We start from the raw sequence: 20,552 nt of genomic DNA on the forward strand, positions 1-20,552 counted from the left end.
ACAAGATCAATATAGATCGGCGATAACAGAAGTATAGAAGGAGGGAAATGGCTGGCTAACTAATTGAAACGATTGAAATGATTTCAACCGTTTGAAAGTTTCGGAGCCTATCTTAGCACTCACAGGAAAGCCGCGAAAGCCTTCGCCTTCGCGGCTCTCTTCACTCGTTTGTGCGAACGCGCTTACTTAGCCGTCTGGAGAACGGCGACGCCGGGCAGAACCTTGCCCTCCATCCATTCGAGGAAGGCGCCGCCTGCGGTCGAGACGTAGGTGAAATCATCGGCAACGCCCGCGTGATTGAGCGCGGAAACCGTGTCGCCACCGCCGGCGACGGAGGTCAGCTTGCCGGCCTTGGTGCATTCGGCGGCGTATTTGGCGGCCGCGACGGTTGCGGCATCGAAGGGGGCGATTTCGAAGGCGCCGAGCGGGCCGTTCCAGACCAGCGTCGTGGCGCGGCCGATCCAGCTCTTGATTGCCTCAACCGACTTCGGGCCGACATCGAGCACCATGGCGTCAGCCGGGATGGCTTCGATGGCGACGACCTCGTTGTCGGCACCTGCCTTGAACTCGCGGGCGACGACGCCGTCTTCCGGCAGGACGATCGCGCAGCCGGACGTGGCGGCTTCGATCATGATCTGCTTGGCGGTGTTGGCGAGGTCATGCTCGCAAAGCGACTTGCCGACATTCGTGCCGCGGGCGGCAAGGAACGTATTGGCCATGCCCCCACCGATCACCAGCGCATCGACCCTCTTCACGAGGTTCATCAACAGATCGATCTTGGTCGAGACCTTGGCGCCGCCGACGATGGCGACGACGGGGCGGACCGGGTTGCCAAGGCCCTTTTCCAGGGCTTCAAGCTCGGCCTGCATGGTGCGGCCGGCATAGGCGGGCAGGAGATGGGCGAGACCTTCGGTCGAGGAGTGGGCACGGTGGGCAGCGGAGAAGGCATCGTTGACGTAGATGTCGCCATTGGCGGCAAGCGCCTTGGTAAAGGCCGCGTCGTTCTTCTCTTCCTCCTTATGGAAGCGGGTATTTTCCAGCAACAGGATGTCGCCATTGTTCATCTTGGCGATCGCGTCGGCAGCCGGCGCGCCGATGCAATCGGAGGCGAAGAGAACAGCGTGGTCGAGGACTTCCTCGACCGCAGGGATGATGAGGCCAAGGGAAAGGTCCGGCGACGGGCCATCCTTCGGGCGGCCGAAATGGGCGAGCAGGATCACCTTGGCACCCTTTTCCGACAATTCGAGAATCGTCGGCGCGACGCGCTCGATGCGGGTCGCATCGGTGACCTTGCCGTCCTTGACCGGCACATTCAAGTCGACGCGCACGAGCACGCGCTTGCCGGTGATGTCGGTGAGATTGTCGAGGGTCTTGAAGGCTGCCATGGGGAGGATCCAATGTTGTTGGTAGCGTGAAGTGCGCCGACCATACTACGGATGATCGGAGACGCAAGGCGGTCAGGGGTCGTTTTTGCCGGTATTGGAATCGGTTGAAACGGCCTCTCCCACACGTTCGCGACGTCTGCGCATAAAGCTGCGAATGCCGTTCAGAATATCGTGCAGATTGATGAAAATCGGCAGGATGACCGGCGGTTCCAAGGCTTCCAACGACATCCCGACGGATTGGATATGGTCGTTCTCATCGAGATCGCGAACGATGAGGATGATTTCGCCGAGACGCACCCGGTCGGCATAATCGGCCTTGCCGCCAAGGCGCTGACGCATGAGTTCGGCAATCGTGAGGCCCTTTTCCTGTTCGCTGAGCAGCCCCGGCCCATAGGCGGCGTCGAGATCGGCGGCGGGGCGCAGCGGCGAGATCGAGAAGGCACCGAAGAATTCGGCATCATCAGGATCGACCGCCGCGCGGCTGGCGAAGAGGCGGTCGAGCAGGCGCGAATAGCTGGGCGCGATGAAGAGATAGATGACATCGTTTTCGCGCAGGCGGCCGGCATATTGATAGCGCATCGACTTGCCGTCGCGCACGACGAGCGAAGGCATGGCCCAGCGCGGAATGCGCTCGCCGCGCAGAACCGGGCTGTCCTTGACGACGCGATAGGAAAGCAGCTCGTGACTGGCCGTACCCGGCAGGTCGACCTCGACCTTGTCGATCGCGCCGATGCGAGGCGGCACGATGAGGCCGAGTTTGCGCGCCATGGGCTTGATGGTCCAGCCCTGGACGAGCAGCGACACCAGAACGACGATGAAAGCCACGTTGAAATAGGTCTGGCCTGCCTCGAGATTGCCGAGGATCGGTATGATCGCAAGCAGGATGGAGACGGCGCCACGCAGGCCGACCCAGGCGACGAAGCCGGTCTCGCGCTGGGTATAATCGAAGGGCAGCAGGCAGAGCCAGACGGCGATCGGCCGAGCGACGAAGATGAGGAACAGGGCCAGCGCCACCGAGGGGATGGCGATTGCGGGAAATTGCGATGGCGTGGCGAGCAGGCCAAGGACGAGGAACATGATGATCTGCGCCAGCCAGGTCATGCCGTCCTGGAAACGCTTGATGGAGGCCGAGGCGGGCATCTTGCGATTGCCGGCATAGATGCCCGCGACATAGACGGCCAGGAAGCCGCTGCCGCCGACGGCGCCGGTAAAGGAGAAGACGAGGAGCGCCAGCGCCAGCACGAAGATCGGCGTCAGGCCGCGATCGGTCTCGAGGCGGCTGACGATGAGTACGATCATCATGCCGCCGAGCAGGCCGAGGATGACGCCAAGCCCCATCTGCTGGATGAACGCCCCCAGCATGGCAAGGTTGATACCGCCATAGCCTTCACCGCTCGCCAGCAACTCGACCAGCGCCAGCGTCAGGAAAATGGCCATCGGATCGTTGGTGCCGGATTCGACTTCCAGCGTGGAGCGCACCTTGTCGCGGATATTGATGCCGCCGATGCGCAGCAGGAAGAAGACGGCAGCGGCGTCGGTGGAGGCGACGATCGAACCGAGCAGCAGGCCCTGCAGCCAGGTAAAGCCGAGAAGCCAGGTGGAGGCAAAGGCAAACAGGCCTGCGGTCACGAGTACGCCGACGGAGGCGATGGTCAACGCCGGCGCGGCTGCGAGCTTGAACGCCTGGATCGGTGTGCCGTAGCCGGAATCGAAGAGGATGATGGCAAGCGCAAGCGAGCCGAGGATATAGGCGAGATAATTGTTGGAGAATTCGATGCCCAGCCCATCCGTGCCGGCGGCAAGCCCGATCATCAGGAACAGCAACAGCAGTGGGGCGCCGAAGCGGAAGGCGAGCAGGCTCGAGAAAGCCGCGATCAGGATCAGGACCGTGCTGACCAGCACGATGACGTAAAATGCCTCCACCTTGTTCTTCCCCTTCCAGTGCGCCTCTGCTGGGACCAAAAGCCCGGATCGTTCAAAATTCCCCCATCGTCCATCATGCTATCGCGCCATGCAATTTTGCAAACACGGATGCCTTTCGGGGAGGGTCTTGGGATATAGATCCGCTCCGATGGCTGCGACATCATGGTGTGAGGCGCACCGCCAGAACGGCCGTGCGGCTTTGGAACGCCCTGGGGGAATTCCGTTCAGAAATTTATTGGTAAATCTGGACCATAGCAGGGCAGGAGGCGAAAAAATCCGAAATGTTTTTAAGAAGATGCGCGGATCGATCGCGGCTGCGGATCAGAGGTCGACACGCTTGAAATAGATCGGATAGTCGATCACCAGGCCGTCCGCGTCGACGGGCAGGTCGACGGTGAAGGCCCTGTCCTCGGCGGCGTAGCGATAGAGCGCTCCCGGCACGATGCAGGTGTAGTACTGGCCGTCGCGTACGGGCTCGAAACTGTCGAAGGGGATGTAGAGCATGGAAAGCTTCGCCGTTCCGTCTTCCGGCGTCAGCCCGAGCCGGCGGATCGGCAGGCTGTTGGTGAAGGGCGAACCATAGAGGTCGATGTCGATACAGCCGTCGAATTGCGGCAAGGAAAGGCCGTCTTCGGTGCGCCAATGGCCCTCGCCGTCGGAAAGCAGGGCAAGGCGCCGGCCCTCCGTGGTTTCGACGCTAAAGGATAGAACAGCCCAGTTGGCCGCGCAGTCGATACGATAGAAGACGCCGTAGGGCGAACCGCCGCGACCGCCGATAATGACGCCACTGGCGCGAATGGTCGCGCCAGTGGCTGTGTCGTTGATCGGAGCAACCGTCACGTGTTCCAGCCCGTCTCCTTCGATCGGACGCCAGCGGACTGTCGTCGGAAGGAGAGGGCGGAAGGGCACGATCAGATCAGCTTGGCAAACGCAACGGCCGTGTCGGACATGCGGCTGGAGAAGCCCCATTCGTTGTCGTACCAGGACAGGACGCGCACGAAGTTGCCTTCCAGAACCTTGGTCTGGTCGGTCGCGAAGATCGACGAATGGCTATCATGGTTGAAGTCGCGGGAAACCAGCGGCTCGTCGGTGTAACCGAGGATACCCTTCAGCTTGCCGTTCGACGCAGCCTTGATGGCTTCGTTGATTTCACCGACCGTCGTTGCCTTCTTGGACACGAACTTGAAGTCGACAACCGAAACGTTCGGGGTCGGAACACGGATCGACGTGCCGTCGAGCTTGCCCTTCAGGTGCGGCAGAACGAGACCAACAGCCTTTGCGGCGCCCGTCGAGGTCGGGATCATGGACAGGGCTGCGGCGCGGGCGCGGTACAGGTCCTTGTGCATGGTGTCGAGCGTCGGCTGGTCGCCGGTGTAGGAGTGGATGGTCGTCATGAAGCCATGATCGATACCGATGGCGTCGTCGAGGACCTTGACGACCGGCACCAAGCAGTTCGTGGTGCAGGACGCGTTGGAGATGACCAGGTGCTCCTTGGTGAGCTGGTCGTGGTTGACGCCGAAAACGACGGTCAGGTCGGCGCCGTCGGCAGGAGCCGAAACGATGACGCGCTTGGCACCGGCCGTCAGGTGAGCGGCGGCCTTGTCGCGGGCAGTGAAGATGCCCGTGCATTCCATTGCGATATCGACGCCGAGGTCGCGGTGCGGCAGCGTTGCCGGATCCTTGATCGCCGTGACCTTGATCGGCTTGCCGCCGCCAACGATGATCGTGTCGCCCTCGACCTTCACCTCGGCCGGGAAACGGCCATGGATCGAATCGTAACGCAGAAGGTGGGCATTGGTCTCGACCGGGCCGAGGTCGTTGATGGCAACGACTTCGATATCGGTGCGGCCGGATTCGACGATGGCGCGCAGTACGTTGCGGCCGATACGGCCAAAGCCGTTGATGGCTACTTTTACAGTCATTTGAAATTCACTCCCGTTCACTCAGGGTGTTTATCTATTGGATTTGAGAGCGCTTGTCAGCGCCCTCAGGAAAGCTTTGCCTCGGCGGCAGCAACCACAGCTTCCGTCGTGATGCCGAAATGCTTGTAGACATCCTTGTAAGGAGCGGAAGCGCCGAAGCTCTTCATGCCGATGAAGGCGCCTTCCGGACCGATGAATGCGTCCCAGCCTTCGCGAACACCGGCTTCGACGGCGATCTTGACCGGCGAGTTGCCGAGCACTTCCTTGCGGTAGGCATCCGGCTGTTCGAAGAAGAGTTCGGTGCAGGGAACGGAAACGACGCGGGTGGAGACGCCCTTGCCTTCGAGGACCGTGCGGGCTGCGACCGCGAGTTCGACTTCGGAACCCGAAGCGAAGATCGTCACCTTGGCGTCGGCGTTACCGGCCAGCGTGTAGGCACCCAGTTCGCAAAGGTTCTTTTCGCTGTATTCCGTGCGTGCCGCCAAAAGGTTCTGGCGGGTCAGCGCGAGACCGGACGGACGGTTGGTCGTCTTGATGGCGATCTGCCAGCATTCCGCCGTTTCGGTTGCGTCCGCCGGGCGGAACAGCTGGAAGTTCGGGATGGCGCGCAGGCTGGCGACCTGTTCGACCGGCTGGTGGGTCGGGCCGTCTTCGCCGACGCCGATGGAATCATGCGTCAGGACGTGGATGGCGCGGATACCCATCAGGGCAGCGAGGCGCAGCGGCGGGCGGCAATAATCCGAGAAGATCATGAAGCCGCCGCTGTAGGGGATCAGACCGCCATGCAGCGCAATGCCGTTCATCGCGGCGGCCATGCCGTGCTCGCGGATGCCCCAGTGCATGTAACGGCCGGAGAAATCGGTCGGGGTGATCGACTTCATCTGGCTGGTCTTGGTGTTGTTCGACGGCGTCAGGTCGGCGGAGCCGCCAAGCGTTTCCGGAATGAAGCCGTTGATGACTTCGAGCGCGTCTTCCGATGCCTTGCGGGTTGCAAGTGTCGGCTTGGTTTCGGCAAGCTTCTTCTTGTAATCGCTGATGGCGGCGTCGAAGCCGGCGGGCAGTTCATGCGCGAAGCGGCGGGTAAATTCAGCCTTCTTGCCCGCTTCCGCACCGGCAAGGCGGCCTTCCCAGGCTTCGCGGGTGCCGACCGAGCGCTCGCCGGCGGCGCGCCATTCACCGAGAATGTCGTTCGGGATGACGAAGGGCTCATAGGGCCAGTTCAGCGCGACGCGGGTCGCGGCGATTTCCTCGGCGCCGAGCGGCGAGCCGTGGACCTTGTGGGTGCCCTGCTTGTTCGGGGCGCCGAAGCCGATGATGGTCTTGCAGGCGATGAACGTCGGGCGGTCGGACTTGTGGGCGGCTTCGATAGCGGCACTGATGGCGGCCTGGTCGTGACCGTCGACTTCGATGGTGTTCCAGTGAACGGCCTTGAAGCGGGCGACCTGATCGGTCGAATCCGAAAGCGAGATGGCGCCGTCGATGGTGATGGAGTTGTTGTCCCAGAACAGGATGAGCTTGTTGAGCTTCAAATGGCCAGCGAGCGCAATCGCCTCATGGCTGATACCTTCCATCAGGCAGCCGTCGCCGCACATGGCATAGGTATAGTGATCCTGCAGCTCCGAGCCGAATTCTTCGCGCAGCTTGCGCTCGGCGATCGCCATGCCGACGGCATTGGCAATGCCCTGGCCGAGGGGGCCGGTGGTGGTTTCGATGCCGGTGGCGTGGCCATATTCCGGATGGCCGGCCGTCTTGGAGCCGAGCTGGCGGAAACGCTGCAGCTCCTCGACCGTCATGTCAGGATAGCCGGTCAGATAAAGAACCGAGTAGAGCAGCATCGAGCCGTGGCCAGCCGACAGGACGAAGCGGTCGCGGTCCGGCCAATGGGGGTTCTTCGGATCGAAGCGCAGATATTTGCTAAAGAGAACGGTGGCGACATCCGCCATCCCCATCGGCAAACCGGGGTGACCGGAATTGGCCTTCTCGACAGCATCCATGGCAAGGAAACGGATCGCATTTGCCATCCGGTCGTGTTGTTCGCGAGAGATCATGGGTTTTTCCGCAATGTTCCGGGTTCGGGGATGGCCGCACGCTTGGGAGGGAGGCCACCGGTTGAAAGGCGGGCGAAAGGGAGACGTTCCTCCGAACTCCATTTTCAGCGTCACCTCAGGCGGCTGAGACATAGCAGTTGGGACGAGCAAGTCAATAAATCGAGGCCCCAATCCGGGGCGGCTGCCGCACTTTTTTGACATTTGCCCGTTCACTTTTACAAAAGACGACAATCGTGCGACAAAGCCTGTATCGTCGGCAAACGGGTCAGTCATCCACAGATTAGGCCCCCTGCCGCAGGGCTGCCTTTATTGACGTGCAGTCGCCAAGTTGAATATTGTTGCGAAATCAGACAAGTGGCCGGATGTTTTGATTCGGGCCTTGCGCGGAGTATCGAAAGGCATGACACCTTCAGGCAAAACGGTGGATGCGGCGCTCGCCCAGTTGCGCCAGGCGCTTTCGACTTTGGAAAGCGCTGTCGACGGACGTTTCGAACGGGAGCGGGCGCAAAGCGACATAGAAGGCGAGGTCCGACGGGTCCATGCCGATCGCTCGCGTCTCGCCCAGGAGCTGGACCAGGCCGAGTTCCGCGCGAACCGGCTCGAGGAGGTCAATCGCGAAGTGTCGCGCCGACTTGTTACGGCGATGGAAACCATAAGAGCCGTGCTGGACCGCTGATCCTTCACGGGGCGCAGCCGTCGCCACCAGCGGCAATGATCGGAAAGTCGAATGGCACAGGTAACGGTAACGATCGACGGCAAAGCCTACCGGATGGCCTGCGAAGAGGGGCAGGAAGAGCATCTGACGGATCTCGCCAATCGTTTCGACCGCTATGTTCTGCATTTGAAGAGCCAGTTCGGCGAGATTGGCGATCTGCGCCTGACCGTCATGGCAGGCATCATGATCATGGATGAGGTGTCGGAGCTGACGCGCCGCGTCTCTACATTGGAAGCCGAACTTGAGAACCTGCGCAACAACCGCGACACCGTGCTTGCCGCCAGTACCCGCGCCGATGAAACGCTGGCCACTGTCATCGACGAGGTGACGACGCGGATTCAGGGTATCACCGAAAAACTGCTGGTCCGGTCGAGCGCCGAGCCGAATTGAGTATCATATTTCTCGAACCGCCTGCTCACACCCACTGGTGCGATGCAGGAATCCGCCTTATATAGGACGTGCGGTCTGCGCTTCCCGACAGGAACCACAATCCCTGGGGCCATACTCGATCCAAAGGGAGCTGTCCCTGGCTAGGCCCCTGGGCTTAGACACACGGCGCCCACCTACGTTTGTAGGCACCCAGGATCGTAAACATCCATCGGTCGTCGTGGATCGCTCTTAATTTTCTGCAGTCAGCGAAAGAAGGCGCCGCGAGGTTCTGGTGCCCCGCCGACGCCATTCCTCCTCCCTTAGCTTCTTGAACGCAGAAAGGCTCCGCGTTCGAGCTCTGCGCGATTTCCCGCGCTGCGCAGCCGCAACAGATCCTTCCGGGTGATGAGACCTACAAGCCTCCCGGTTTGCGCTTCCACAACGGGAACGCGCCCGGTATCGGCCTGTATCATCACGTCGGCAACGCGACCGACCGTGTCTTCGGCATGCACCACCGGAATGGAGCTGTCCGAGATCATGTCATAAAGTGACTGTTCACCCAGTTCCGGTCGGTTCTGCCAACGAAGGGCATCGGCGCGCGAGATCATGCCGACCAAGCGCCCGTCGCTCTCGACGACGGGATAGAAACGATGCGCATCCGGTCGCTCGGTCATCTGAGCCAAAGCTTCGGACAGGCGGATGGTCGCGGGCATGGTATCCACCTTGGACATCATGATGTCGGCGGCACGCGTCAGCTCGAACGGGTCGATGCCGTATTCGCGGGTGATGTGCTGGCCGCGCCGGGCGATCTTCTCTGTCAGAATGGAACGGCGCAACAGCAGAACGGTGACGGCATAGGCCGCGACCGTGGCCGCAAGCAGAGGCACCAGCGCGTTCATGTCTCCTGTTAGTTCGACGGCGAAGAAGGTGCCTGTCAGCGGCGCACGCATGGTGCCGCCCATCATCGCCGCCATGCCCAGCAACGCCCAGAAGCCGGGATCGCCCGGCAGGACGAGACCCACCAGCCAGCCGAGCGCGCCGCCGAGAATGAGGAGCGGCGCCAATACGCCGCCCGACGTGCCCGAGGAAAGAGCAACCAGCCAGATGCCAGCCTTGACCAGGAGGATCGCCAGGACGGCGCCCGCGGAGATGCGGCTGTGCAGCAGATCGGCGATGATGTCATAGCCGACGCCGAGTGCGCGAGGCTCGACCAATCCGCCAAGGCCGACCACCAAGCCTCCGAGGGCAGGCCACCACATCCAATGGATCGGCAGTTTCTCGAATGCATCCTCTATCCGATAAAGCAGGGTCGTCAGCAGGCCGGACTGCAAGCCGGAGATGATGCCGAGGCCTACGGCGAACAGAATGCTCCACCATGAAAGCGCCATCTCGAAATGCGCCGGAAACAATGCACCGCTGCTGATCAGCATCGGACGCCAGATGATCGAGACACAGGCGGCGACGACGACGGGAATGAAGCTGCGCGGTTTCCACTCGAACAATAGCAGCTCGACGGCGAGCATCACGGCGGCGATGGGTGTTCCGAAGATGGCCGTCATGCCTGAAGCGGCGCCGGCGACAAGCAACGTCTTCCGTTCGGCGGCGCTGAGATGGAACAGCTGGGCGAAGAGCGAGCCGATGGCGCCGCCGGTCATGATGATCGGACCTTCCGCGCCAAAGGGGCCGCCGGAGCCGATGGAGATGGCGGATGACAGCGGCTTGAGCACCGCCACTTTCGGCGACATTCGGCTGCCGCCGATCAGGATGGCCTCGATGGCTTCCGGAATTCCATGGCCGCGGATCGTCTCCGAGCCATAGCGCGCCATCAGTCCGATGACGAGGCCACCGAGGATGGGTGCCGCCACCATCCAGGGCGAGCGCGCCACCGTGGTGAAGGATAATGGCTCCGTGCTGATCTTGAACAGCCAGACGGCATTGCTGACAAGTGCGATGAGATTGATCAGCGCCCAGGCGGCAAGGGCGCCGCCAGTGCCGACCACCACCGCCATGGCCACCAGCAGCAGGACGCGCTTATCGGTGGTGAAATCGCCATTGTCCTTGCGGGAGGCTCCTCCGGAGAAATCGTGACTGTGATTTTGCAAAGTGCCGGTGTCCTGCATTGGCTGCCTTCTGTGCTAAGCGTGCACGGCCATCATTCAGCCGCTTCCCTGGATCGAGATGGCAAATATATCGTAATGCGATATAAATCAACTGAGATCGCCGGCTGCGGCAAAAAAGGACGATTTGATGGTGCAGAGTTTGGAAAAGACCTTGTCGCAGGCGGATTACGAAGCCTTGGCCACCTTGCGTTATACACTGCGCAAATTCACGGATTTCAGCACGTCCGCAGCGCATGAGGCCGGCCTGCCGCCACAGCAGCACCAGGCATTGCTTGCCATCAAGGGGAGCCGCTCAGGCGAGGCGATGACTATCGGCATGCTGGCCGAGCGGCTGCTGATCGCCCCTCATACCGCCACCGAACTGGTCGGCCGCCTGATCGACGCCGGCTATGCCACGAGGAATACCGATCCTGCGGACAAGCGACGCCAGACGCTGCAATTGACGCAAAAATCCGAGGATGTCCTCCACCGCCTGAGCGCCATCCACCTTGTCGAAATCCGCGACATGGCGCCGAAGCTGATCGAGATCCTGACACGGCTTCAGGCGGATGTCGGTCGGGAATGAGAGGGCCATTGCCGATCGGCATCGACAATGGCGCGATTGGCATCATTGGCCGAGGCGAATTCCGCCGTCGCAGATCAATGTGTGGCCGGTTGTGAAACCGTTGCCGATCAGAAAGGCGATGGCCTGGGCAATGTCCTCGGGGCGACCGATGCGCCCAACCGGGGCGCGCGCGGCAAAGCCGGCAAAAACCGGCACCTTCTGATCTTCGCCGATGAAATCCCACCAGGGCGTGTCGACGACGCCGGGGGAAACGCAATTCACCCGGATCGGTTTCAGCTCGACCGCCAGAATGGGCGCAAGCGCGGCAATGGCGGCGTTGACGGCGCCGAGTCCAGCCGTGCCTGGCAGGGCGGCTTGAGCAGAGACGGCCGAGACGAAGGTGATGCTGCCTTCCTTCGAAAGAAAGGGAAGGCAGGCCTGAGCGCAGGCAAAATGTGCCAATGTCTTTTGCTCGAAGCCCTTCCTGAGGTCGGCGAGATCGACCATGGCGAAGGGGCCGCCGCCATTGCCGCCGCCGAGCGCCAGAACGAGATGATCGAGAGGGCCGATCGTCTTGAAGGCTTCGGGAAGAGTGTCGAGATCAGCGGCATCCATGACGATGGTCGCGACCTCGCCCGCAAGGCTTTGCGCCGCCGTCTGCAGTTTGGTCTCGTCGCGACCCGTGATCGTGACGCGATAGCCCTTTTCGAGAAGATCGGCTGCGGTTGCAAGGCCGATACCGGACGAGCCGCCGATAATGACAGCATGTTGGTGTGACATGTCGTGTTTCCTTTTTTGAATGTGGATGATGGAATTGATGAGGTCAGGCGAGGCCGGTAAGATCCCGGCTGAGGGTGCGCAGGCGCTCGCGGGCGCTTGCATCATAGGCTTGGGCATTGGCGCGGGAGGGCCGTCGCCCATCGTAATAGAGACCGGAGGAGCCTTCGGTGTCGGAACCGGCAACGAGATTGAGAATGGCGTCCGCACCTTGATCGACGGTGCTGATCGGCGCTGCGCCGGCCTGTCGCACCATGGTGGTATCCATATAGGTTGCCGGGTGCAGGCAATTGGCGGTAACGCCCGAGCCGGCCAGTTCCTCGGCAAGGTCGAGGGTGAACATGACCTGCGCCAATTTGCTCTGGCAATAGGCACGCGCGCCGCTGTAGTCGCGGGTCAGCATGACGTCACGGAAGTCTATCGGTTGCTGTCCTGCGGAGGATACATTGACGATGCGTGCATGGCCGCTTGCCTTCAACAGCGGCAACAAGCGGCGTGTCAGCAGGAAGCCGGCGAGATAGTTCACCGCAAAGCGCAGTTCATGCCCGTCGCGGCTGAGCTCGCGTTTTGCGTTACCGCCGCCGGTGCCGATGCCGGCATTGCTGATCAGAACGTCGAGCCGAGTGTGGTCGCGTTCGATCGCATCCGCCAGACTGCGCACATCATCCAGCGACGAAAGGTCGGCCGGGTAGAAGGCCGCCTTGCCGCCCGCATCGCGAATGGTGGACAGCAGATGCTCTGCGCGCGGCTTGTCGCGGCCGTGCACCAGCACCATCGCGCCCGTCAGGGCTAGCCGTTCTGCGACCCGCCTGCCGACGCCATCAGTCGAGCCGGTGATCAGTATCGTCTTGTCGCTCATGTCCATCGCCGGCGCCTCCATTTCGTTTCCGCGACGATATTTGACAGCTTGAGAAGGCGATAAACAGTTCCGGCTTTATCCTAGTATCGATCCTGCTATGATGCATGGATGAACATCCATCAGAACGAGGCGGTTCTCACCGCCAGACGCCGCGAATTCGGTGCTTTCCTGCGCTCGCGCCGGGAGAAGCTGACGCCGGCCGGCGTCGGGCTGCCGGGCGGGTTCCGCCGGCGGACGCCGGGGCTCAGGCGGGAGGAGGTGGCGCTTCTCGCCGGCGTCGGGGCCACCTGGTACACCTGGCTGGAGCAGGGGCGGGACGTACGCGCATCGGCGGAAGTGCTGTCGGCGCTCGCCGACGCTTTGAGGCTTGATGCTGCCGAGCGGCGGCATCTCTTTGCCTTGAGCGATCGACCGCCGACAGAGACGATATCGCAGGGACCGGAACAAGTTCCCGAATCTTTGCGGCGGATGCTGGCAAGCCTGAGCGGCCAGCCGGCCTATATCCTCGGCCGACGCTGGGACGTGCTGGCCTGGAATTCGGCTGCTGTGGCAATTTTCGGGGATTATGGCCTGTTGCAGGGCGATGCCCGTAATACAATACATCGCGTATTCACCGATCCCACGCATCGGCAGCTTCTGGTCGATTGGGAGAGCGTTGCGGCGACCTCTCTGGCGATGTTCCGTGCCGATAGCGCCCGCTATGCCGGCGATCCTGATTTCGAGCGGCTGGTAACGACCTTGATGCGAGATAGCCCGGAGTTTCGCGCCTGGTGGCCCAGGCAGGAGGTGCAGCGGCCGCTGGCCGGCCACAAGCGCTTGTGCCACCCGCACGGGGGCATGATGACGTTTGAATATACCGCGCTTGCCGTTATCGATCGAACGGATATGAAGCTGGTCGTCTACACACCCCTTGAGGGCGGGACCGACGAGAAGCTGAAGGAGCTGCTGCGGCTGAACGAGAAGGCCTGATCCCGCATTTATCTCGGCTGGCTGCGTCGCTCGGCAGCGCTGCATATGATCAGCCTGAAACGCTCAAGCAAACTTGCGTTGCGGGCGCGAGTGAGGGTGGGACGATATGTTCGTTCGAAAGGCGCGTGGGGAGAGGTGACCTTGTTATAATTTCCTGATAGGGAGCTGCGCCTAAGGTGGGATGCAACGATCACTTTTGTGTGTGGATAAGCTAAAATTCGGGATGAATGACAAATTCCTTTAAATAATGGCCGATCCAGCGCTGGTGGAATGGGGCCTGCGCCAAAATTGCCTAAATTCAGAATGATGGGAGCTCGCGTGACAACGGGCCTGTCGAAAGAAGTGTAGACGGCAATACGAAGATGCATCGTCGCTGTTACTGAATATCCGAGCAATCGGGCCGGGCGAAAGTCAAGATAAACAGGTAGAACATGTCGACGCCGATCGATTTGGAAAAAGCCGATGAAGAATTGGAAGAGCGTGGCGGTATCAGCGGCTTTCTGAACCGCTACCGCACGCTGATCGTCGCCGTTCTGACCGTCGCCGTCTTCTGTATTGCCGCCTATGCAATCTTCGATCTCACCAATGAAGTGCGCTACGACGACGTCGTGCATGCCCTGACGACGACGAAGATTTCCTCCATCCTGCTCGCCCTGCTGTTTACGGGGCTGAGCTTCGTCTCCCTGATCTATTACGACCAGAACGCGCTGGAATATATCGGCAAGCGGCTGCCATTTCCGCATGTGGCGCTGACCTCTTTCAGCGCCTACGCGGTCGGCAATACCGCTGGCTTCGGCGCGCTCAGCGCCGGCGCGATCCGCTACCGCGCCTATACGCGGCTCGGCCTGTCGCCTGACGATATCACCCGCGTCATCGCTTTCGTAACACTTGCCTTCGGCCTCGGCCTTGCCGCCGTCGGCGCCATCGCATTGTTGGTCATCGCCGACGAGATCGGACCGCTGATCAATGTCGACGGCCTGTGGCTTCGTCTGATTGCCGTCGCCATTCTTGCGGCACTTGCCTTCGTTGTCTTTATCGGCCGCAACGGCCGGGAAGTGCGCATTGGGCCGATCGCCGTTCGTCTGCCGGATTCGCGCACCTGGTCGCGGCAATTCCTGGTGACCGCATTCGATATCGCGGCATCGGCCTCTGTGCTCTACGTGTTGTTGCCTGAAACGGCGATCGCCTGGCCGGCCTTTCTGGCCATCTATGCCATCGCTGTCGGTCTCGGCGTGCTGAGTCACGTTCCAGCCGGCTTCGGCGTTTTCGAGACGATCATCATCGCCTGGCTCGGGAGCTCGGTGAATGAGGACGCCGTTCTGAGTTCGCTGGTTCTCTATCGCGTCATCTACAACGTCATTCCGCTCGTCATCGCGATCGCGGCGATCTCGGTGGCGGAATTGCGCCGTTTCGTCGATCATCCGGTTGCCTCCAGCATGCGCCGTGTCGGTGGCAGGCTGATGCCACAGCTGCTGTCGGCTTTCGGGCTGCTGCTCGGCATGATGCTGGTATTTTCGAGCGTGACACCAACGCCCGACCAGAACCTGATCGTCCTTTCCGACTATGTGCCCCTGCCGCTCGTCGAAAGCGCGCATTTCCTTTCCAGCATTCTGGGCGTGGCCATGATCGTTGCCGCGCGCGGTCTCAGCCAGCGTCTCGACGGTGCCTGGTGGGTGTCGATCTTCTCGGCGGTGTTTGCACTGCTGCTATCGCTCTTGAAGGCCATTGCCATCGTCGAGGCCGGGTTGCTGGCGTTTCTCGTCTTCAGCCTCGTCGTCAGCCGCCGGCTGTTCACCCGCCCGGCATCTCTGCTGAGCCAAGCGCTCACGGCCGGATGGTTGACGGCCATTGCCGTCATCTGCATCGGCGCCGTCGTCATCCTGTTCTTCGTCTACCGCGATGTCGGCTACAGCAATCAGCTCTGGTGGCAATTTGAATTCGCAGACGAGGCCCCGCGCGGCCTTCGCGCCGTGCTCGGCATTTCCATTGTTTCATCGGCGATCGCGATCTTCAGCCTGTTGCGTCCGGCGACGAAGCGGCTGGAACCGGTTACGGACCATGCGGTCGAACGGGCCGTCGAAATCGTCCGGAAACAGGGGGTCGCCGACGCCAATCTGGTGCGCATGGGCGATAAGAGCATCATGTTCTCCGAAAAGGGCGATGCCTTCATCATGTATGGCAAGCAGGGCCGTTCGTGGATCGCGCTGTTCGATCCCGTCGGCCCACGTCAGGCACTCCCCGATCTCATCTGGCGATTTGTCGAGGCTGCCCGTGCCGCCGGTTGCCGCTCGGTCTTCTATCAGATCTCGCCAGCGCTGTTGTCCTATTGCGCGGATGCCGGCCTGCGTGCCTTCAAGCTTGGCGAACTGGCGGTGGTTCAGCTCGCAAATTTCGAGCTGAAGGGCGGCAAATGGGCCAATCTTCGGCAAACAGCGAGCAGAGCAGTGCGTGACGGACTAGAATTTGCCGTTATCGACCCTCAACATGTGCCCGAAATCATGGACCAGCTTGAGCATGTTTCGGATACGTGGCTCGCAGATCACAATGCCAAGGAAAAGGGTTTTTCGCTCGGCGCTTTCGATCCGGACTACGTGAGCTCGCAGCCGGTCGGCGTGTTGAAAAAGGATGGTAAGATCGTCGCTTTTGCGAATATTCTGATGACGGAAACCAAGGAGGAGGGGTCCGTCGATCTGATGCGTTTTTCGCCCGATGCTCCGAAGGGATCGATGGATTTTCTGTTCGTGAAGATCCTCGAATACCTCAAGGAGCAGGGGTTTTATCGATTCAATCTGGGCATGGCGCCGCTTTCGGGCATGTCGAGACGGGAGTCGGCGCCGGTTTGGGACAGGGTCGGAGGGACCGTGTTCGAGCACGGCGAACGTTTCTACAATTTCAAAGGGCTTCGTGCCTTCAAATCCAAATTCCATCCCGAATGGCAGCCGCGCTATCTGGCTGTTTCGGGAGGTGTGAGTCCCATGATCGCGTTGATGGATGCCACATTCCTCATCGGGGGCGGACTAAAGGGGGTCGTGAGGAAATGATCTTGAAATACGCAATATCATTGGTTTTCACATGCATGCTGACGATGGGTCTGCTTGCTTCAGGCTCGGCGCGGGCCGACGAAGACGATACCAAATACGATCTGGGCATGATTTCGCCGCCGCATATCCTGCGCCCGCAAGGCAAGGTGACGAGCGAGGTCGTTCTAATCTCCGACGTTGCAGGCTGGGGCGACAAGGAGAAGGCGGTTGCCGACAAGCTCGTCGCCAGTGGCTCGCTGGTCATCGGCATCGATTACCCGTCCTTCCTGGCTTCGCTGAACAAATATGACGTCAGTCAGAACGATGGCTGCATCTACATGGTCTCGGATCTGGAATCACTGAGCCAGCAGGTGCAGCGTTCCTTTGCCGACAGCACCTATCAGCTGCCGATCATCGCCGGCGTCGGCGCAGGCGGCGCCATGGCACTGACGATAGCCGCGCAGACCCCGGATGCCACGGTTGCCGGAACGGTTGCCGTGGATCCGACATCCGGCATCGGGCTGAAGCAAGAGCTTTGCACGCCGGCCGAGAAGAAGACCGATGGCGACATGGTGTCCTTCGGCCTGCAGGAAGGTGCTTTGCCGAACCCGATTCTCGTGACCTTCACGCCGAATGCTCCGAAGGATGGACGCGATCACGTCGAGGAGATCCAGAAGGATCATCCCGAGGTCCAGACCACGGATTCCGGGATCGACGATACCTATGCGACGCTCGAGGCTTCGCTGGCGGACCTGATGAAGTCGATCGACAGCGCGAAATCGCCGCTCGGCCTGCCCGTTGATGTCATGGAAACCACGCCGACGGAGGACACGCTTGCGATCGTCTATTCCGGCGACGGCGGCTGGCGCGACATCGACAAGGAAGTCGGCAGCTATCTGCAGGATCAGGGCATTCCGGTCGTGGGTGTGGATTCGCTGCACTATTTCTGGTCGGAGCGGGATCCGCAACAGACTGCCAACGATCTCGCGCGCATGATCCAGTTCTATACCAAGCGCTTCAAGGTCAAGCATGTCGTGCTGATCGGTTATTCGTTCGGTGCCGATGTGCTGCCGGCGAGCTACAACCGCCTGCAGCAGCCAGACAAGGACAAGATCGTGCAGATGTCCCTGTTGTCGCTGTCGAAGAAGGTCGATTACGTGATTTCGGTCATGGGCTGGCTCGGTGCTTCGAGCGAGGGCAAGGGCGGCGATCCCATCAATGACCTCAAGTCGATCAATCCGAAGATGGTGCAATGCGTCTACGGCAAGGACGACGACGAGGATGTCGGATGCCCGCTGCTGAAGGGCACCGGCGCCGAAGTCATTGCCATGAATGGTGGTCACCATTTCGATGACGACTACGAGGCGCTGGCGAACCATATCATCAATGGTCTGAAGAGCCGCCTCGGCGAATAACTGATCGAGGCGTGCGGCTGATCTCTTCAGTCGCACGCTTCCGTTTCGCCATCTGCCGATGGTGATGCAAGCGCTTTCTTCCGATGTCGCATCGGTTGAAACGAATGAACGGGCTTTTCCTACGCCCGTTGCTCAGCAATCATTTGCTTCTTGCCGCGGCTGTCGTTAGTCGGATGAAGCACATATTGCGAGTGGCGCGGCTGCGCCGGCCGCTCGTTTTCACGTCCAGAAAGGGCCTGCCTTGTCCGCTGCATCCTCTTCCGCCTTCACCAAAGCCTACTCCGGCTTCCTGTTCGACATGGATGGCACGATCATCAATTCGATCGCAGCCGCCGAACGCGTCTGGGGCAATTGGGCTCGCAGCAAGGGTCTGGACGTTGAAAAGTTCATGCCGACCATGCATGGCAAACGCGGTGTCGATACGATCGGCCAGTTGAACCTGCCCGGCGTCGATCCGGTTGCCGAGTCGGCGGGCATCGTGGAGGCGGAGATTGCCGACGTCGAGGGCGTGGTCGCACTGCCGGGAGCCATCGATTTCCTCGCGTCCCTGCCGCCGGAGCGGTGGGCGATCGTGACCTCTTCCCCGTACCGTCTGGCGATGGCCCGACTTGACGCTGCCGGCATCCCGGTGCCGCGCTTCATCGTGACCGCCGAGGACGTCAAGGTCGGCAAGCCGGACCCGCAGTGCTACATTCTCGGGGCGGAACGTCTTGGCCTGCGCACTTCCGATTGCCTTGTGTTCGAGGATGTGATGGCCGGCATCAAGGCAGGCGAAGCCGCAGGCGCCGATGTGATGGTGATCACCGCCACGCATTCCCATCCGGTGGAAACCGGCCACTCGACGCTGCTGAACTATGAAAATGTCCGCGCGCATACGGATGGCGACGGAAAGATGTCCGTCGTGCGCACGAGTGGTTGATTGCGGCTCGCATCATACCATCGCCAGATGTCGTTTTCGCGCATTGCATTAGGCCGCCGGCTCATTATGTTTTCGTGATATCACAGAAAATCGCGAAGATCCGATGACCCCCAAAGAGCTGAAAGCCCAATATCGCAACGAGCGTCTGGCGGCGCGTGACGCCATTCCAGCCGATGAACGCATCGAGATGGGACTGGCCATGGCTGCCCATGGTGGCGATGCCATCGATGTCGCGCCGGGAGCGATCGTTTCCGGTTTTCTGCCGATCCGGTCCGAGGTGGATATAAGGCCGTTGATGGCGCGGCTCAGGGAGCGCGGTGCGCGGCTTTGCGTGCCCGTGATCCTCAACCGGAGCACCATCGTCTTTCGCGAGCTCGTGCCGGGTGCAGCGCTCATCGCGACCGGGTTCGGCACCTCCGGGCCGGGGCCCGATGCGGCAGTGCTCGATCCCGATATCATGCTGGTGCCGCTCTCGGCGTTCGACAGCACCGGCCATCGCATCGGCTACGGAGCAGGCCATTACGACCGCGCCATCACCCGTCTGCATCAAAAAGGCTTGAATCCGAGGCTCATCGGCATTGCATTCGATTGCCAAGAAGTGCCATCAGTACCGGCTGAGCCGCATGATGTCCGTCTTGACGCGATTTTGACCGAGAGCGGACTCAATTTCGTTTCGGAAGCGATTGGATAGCGAATGCGGCTGCTTTTTCTGGGTGACATGGTCGGCAAGACCGGACGAACTGCGGTATGGGACCGCCTTCCGGGGCTCGTGTCCGATCTGAAGCTCGATTTCGTCATCGTCAATGGCGAGAATGCTGCCGGCGGGTTCGGCATCACCGAGGACATCTTCCTCGAAACAATAAATGCCGGCGCCGATGTGGTGACGACGGGCAACCATGTCTGGGATCAGAAGGAGGCTGTGGTGTTCTGCGAGCGCCACGATCAGTTCCTGCGTCCCGCCAACTATCCGGCCGGCACGCCCGGCCGCGGCTCCGGTATCTACTATGCGCGCAATGGCGCCCGCGTGCTCGTTGCCAATATCATGGGCCGCGTCTTCATGCATCCGGAGCTCGACGATCCCTTTAAATCGGCAGAGGTCATCCTCGATGCCTGCCCGCTGAAGGAGCAGGCGGACGCCATCATCTTCGACTTTCATGCGGAGGCGACCAGCGAGAAACAATGCTTCGGCCATTTCGTCGACGGCCGCGCCAGCTTTGTGGTCGGCACGCATACACATGTGCCGACCGCCGATGCGCAGATCCTGAACGGTGGCACAGCCTACATGTCGGATGCCGGCATGTGCGGCGACTATGATTCCTCGCTTGGCATGGAGAAGGAGGAGCCGCTCAACCGGTTCATTTCGAAAATGCCGAAGGGTCGGTTCGAAGCGGCATCCGGTCCGGCCACCATCTGCGGCGTCGGCGTGGAGATATCGGATGCGACGGGGCTTGCCGAGAAGATCGCGCCGCTTAGGCTCGGGCCGCGTCTGGCCGAGACCATTCCCGAGTTCTGGCGCTGATCGTGCCCTGCAATTAATCGACGAAGCGCAATGACGCGATTGTGAGCA

17 protein-coding genes and 1 other RNA gene are annotated in these 20,552 nt (G+C 61.1%); 10 read left to right on the forward strand and 8 right to left on the reverse strand.

The window, feature by feature from the left end:
- Positions 1–182: 182 nt before the first annotated feature.
- The 5 genes from FHT29_RS01645 to tkt all read right to left on the reverse strand — a co-directional run bounded on the left by FHT29_RS01645 (position 183) and on the right by tkt (position 7,278).
- On the reverse strand, positions 183–1,385 hold the full coding sequence (locus FHT29_RS01645) for a phosphoglycerate kinase (RefSeq protein ID WP_037196464.1): 1,203 nt from the start codon (positions 1,383–1,385) through the stop codon (positions 183–185).
- Positions 1,386–1,457: 72 nt separating this feature from the next.
- Positions 1,458–3,308 (reverse strand): potassium/proton antiporter, encoded by a 1,851-nt coding sequence (locus FHT29_RS01650; RefSeq protein WP_037196465.1) that lies wholly within the window; start codon positions 3,306–3,308, stop codon positions 1,458–1,460.
- 321 nt (positions 3,309–3,629) lie between these two features.
- Entirely contained in the window at positions 3,630–4,217 is a 588-nt protein-coding gene (locus FHT29_RS01655; protein WP_168599041.1) for a putative glycolipid-binding domain-containing protein, read from the reverse strand.
- Positions 4,218–4,219: 2 nt separating this feature from the next.
- Entirely contained in the window at positions 4,220–5,230 is a 1,011-nt protein-coding gene (gene gap / locus FHT29_RS01660) for a type I glyceraldehyde-3-phosphate dehydrogenase (RefSeq protein ID WP_037196468.1), read from the reverse strand.
- 65 nt (positions 5,231–5,295) lie between these two features.
- Entirely contained in the window at positions 5,296–7,278 is a 1,983-nt protein-coding gene (gene tkt / locus FHT29_RS01665; protein ID WP_047555362.1) for a transketolase, read from the reverse strand.
- Between the two features lie 400 nt (positions 7,279–7,678).
- Between tkt and FHT29_RS01670 the strand changes: the two genes are divergently transcribed.
- From FHT29_RS01670 to ssrS, 3 genes are all read left to right on the forward strand, one after another.
- Positions 7,679–7,954, forward strand: a complete 276-nt coding sequence (locus FHT29_RS01670) for a DUF4164 domain-containing protein (RefSeq protein ID WP_015341018.1) — start codon at positions 7,679–7,681, stop codon at positions 7,952–7,954.
- Positions 7,955–8,005: 51 nt separating this feature from the next.
- A complete protein-coding gene (locus FHT29_RS01675; protein ID WP_037196472.1) occupies positions 8,006–8,383 on the forward strand; it encodes a cell division protein ZapA in 378 nt (125 codons plus the stop codon).
- A 69-nt stretch (positions 8,384–8,452) separates the two neighbouring features.
- Positions 8,453–8,611, forward strand: a non-coding RNA gene (gene ssrS / locus FHT29_RS01680) — 6S RNA.
- A gap of 71 nt (positions 8,612–8,682) precedes the next feature.
- Here the strand turns inward: ssrS and FHT29_RS01685 are convergent.
- The gene (locus FHT29_RS01685; protein WP_168599042.1) at positions 8,683–10,482 is read right to left on the reverse strand and encodes a chloride channel protein; all 1,800 of its coding nucleotides are present in this window, start codon (positions 10,480–10,482) and stop codon (positions 8,683–8,685) included.
- A 127-nt stretch (positions 10,483–10,609) separates the two neighbouring features.
- Between FHT29_RS01685 and FHT29_RS01690 the strand changes: the two genes are divergently transcribed.
- Positions 10,610–11,047: a helix-turn-helix domain-containing protein gene (locus FHT29_RS01690; RefSeq protein WP_047555364.1), complete on the forward strand. Its 438-nt coding sequence runs from the start codon at positions 10,610–10,612 to the stop codon at positions 11,045–11,047.
- A 42-nt stretch (positions 11,048–11,089) separates the two neighbouring features.
- On the opposite strand, the gene FHT29_RS01695 is transcribed toward FHT29_RS01690, so the two are convergent.
- Together FHT29_RS01695 and FHT29_RS01700 are read right to left on the reverse strand one after the other, a co-directional pair.
- The gene (locus FHT29_RS01695) at positions 11,090–11,806 is read right to left on the reverse strand and encodes an SDR family oxidoreductase (RefSeq protein WP_047555365.1); all 717 of its coding nucleotides are present in this window, start codon (positions 11,804–11,806) and stop codon (positions 11,090–11,092) included.
- 43 nt (positions 11,807–11,849) lie between these two features.
- Complete coding sequence (locus tag FHT29_RS01700; protein ID WP_047555447.1) at positions 11,850–12,668, reverse strand: SDR family NAD(P)-dependent oxidoreductase; 819 nt, start codon at positions 12,666–12,668, stop codon at positions 11,850–11,852.
- A 102-nt stretch (positions 12,669–12,770) separates the two neighbouring features.
- Between FHT29_RS01700 and FHT29_RS01705 the strand changes: the two genes are divergently transcribed.
- The 6 genes from FHT29_RS01705 (at position 12,771) to FHT29_RS01730 (ending at position 20,504) form a co-directional block, all read left to right on the forward strand.
- Complete coding sequence (locus tag FHT29_RS01705; RefSeq protein ID WP_047555366.1) at positions 12,771–13,631, forward strand: helix-turn-helix transcriptional regulator; 861 nt, start codon at positions 12,771–12,773, stop codon at positions 13,629–13,631.
- Positions 13,632–14,062: 431 nt separating this feature from the next.
- The gene (mprF, locus tag FHT29_RS01710; RefSeq protein WP_037196479.1) at positions 14,063–16,672 is read left to right on the forward strand and encodes a bifunctional lysylphosphatidylglycerol flippase/synthetase MprF; all 2,610 of its coding nucleotides are present in this window, start codon (positions 14,063–14,065) and stop codon (positions 16,670–16,672) included.
- On the forward strand, positions 16,669–18,066 hold the full coding sequence (locus FHT29_RS01715; protein WP_037196481.1) for an AcvB/VirJ family lysyl-phosphatidylglycerol hydrolase: 1,398 nt from the start codon (positions 16,669–16,671) through the stop codon (positions 18,064–18,066). Before mprF ends, FHT29_RS01715 begins: the two co-directional genes overlap by 4 nt.
- Positions 18,067–18,307: 241 nt before the next feature.
- Complete coding sequence (locus FHT29_RS01720; protein ID WP_047555367.1) at positions 18,308–18,985, forward strand: HAD family hydrolase; 678 nt, start codon at positions 18,308–18,310, stop codon at positions 18,983–18,985.
- A 103-nt stretch (positions 18,986–19,088) separates the two neighbouring features.
- The gene (locus tag FHT29_RS01725) at positions 19,089–19,676 is read left to right on the forward strand and encodes a 5-formyltetrahydrofolate cyclo-ligase (protein ID WP_047555448.1); all 588 of its coding nucleotides are present in this window, start codon (positions 19,089–19,091) and stop codon (positions 19,674–19,676) included.
- 3 nt (positions 19,677–19,679) lie between these two features.
- Positions 19,680–20,504 carry a TIGR00282 family metallophosphoesterase gene (locus tag FHT29_RS01730; RefSeq protein ID WP_047555368.1) on the forward strand — a complete coding sequence of 275 codons (825 nt, stop codon included), beginning with the start codon at positions 19,680–19,682 and terminating at the stop codon, positions 20,502–20,504.
- Positions 20,505–20,552: the final 48 nt, after the last annotated feature.

The sequence above is a fragment of the Rhizobium sp. SG741 genome (assembly GCF_012275435.1).
Classification (GTDB): Bacteria; Pseudomonadota; Alphaproteobacteria; order Rhizobiales; family Rhizobiaceae; genus Rhizobium; species Rhizobium lusitanum.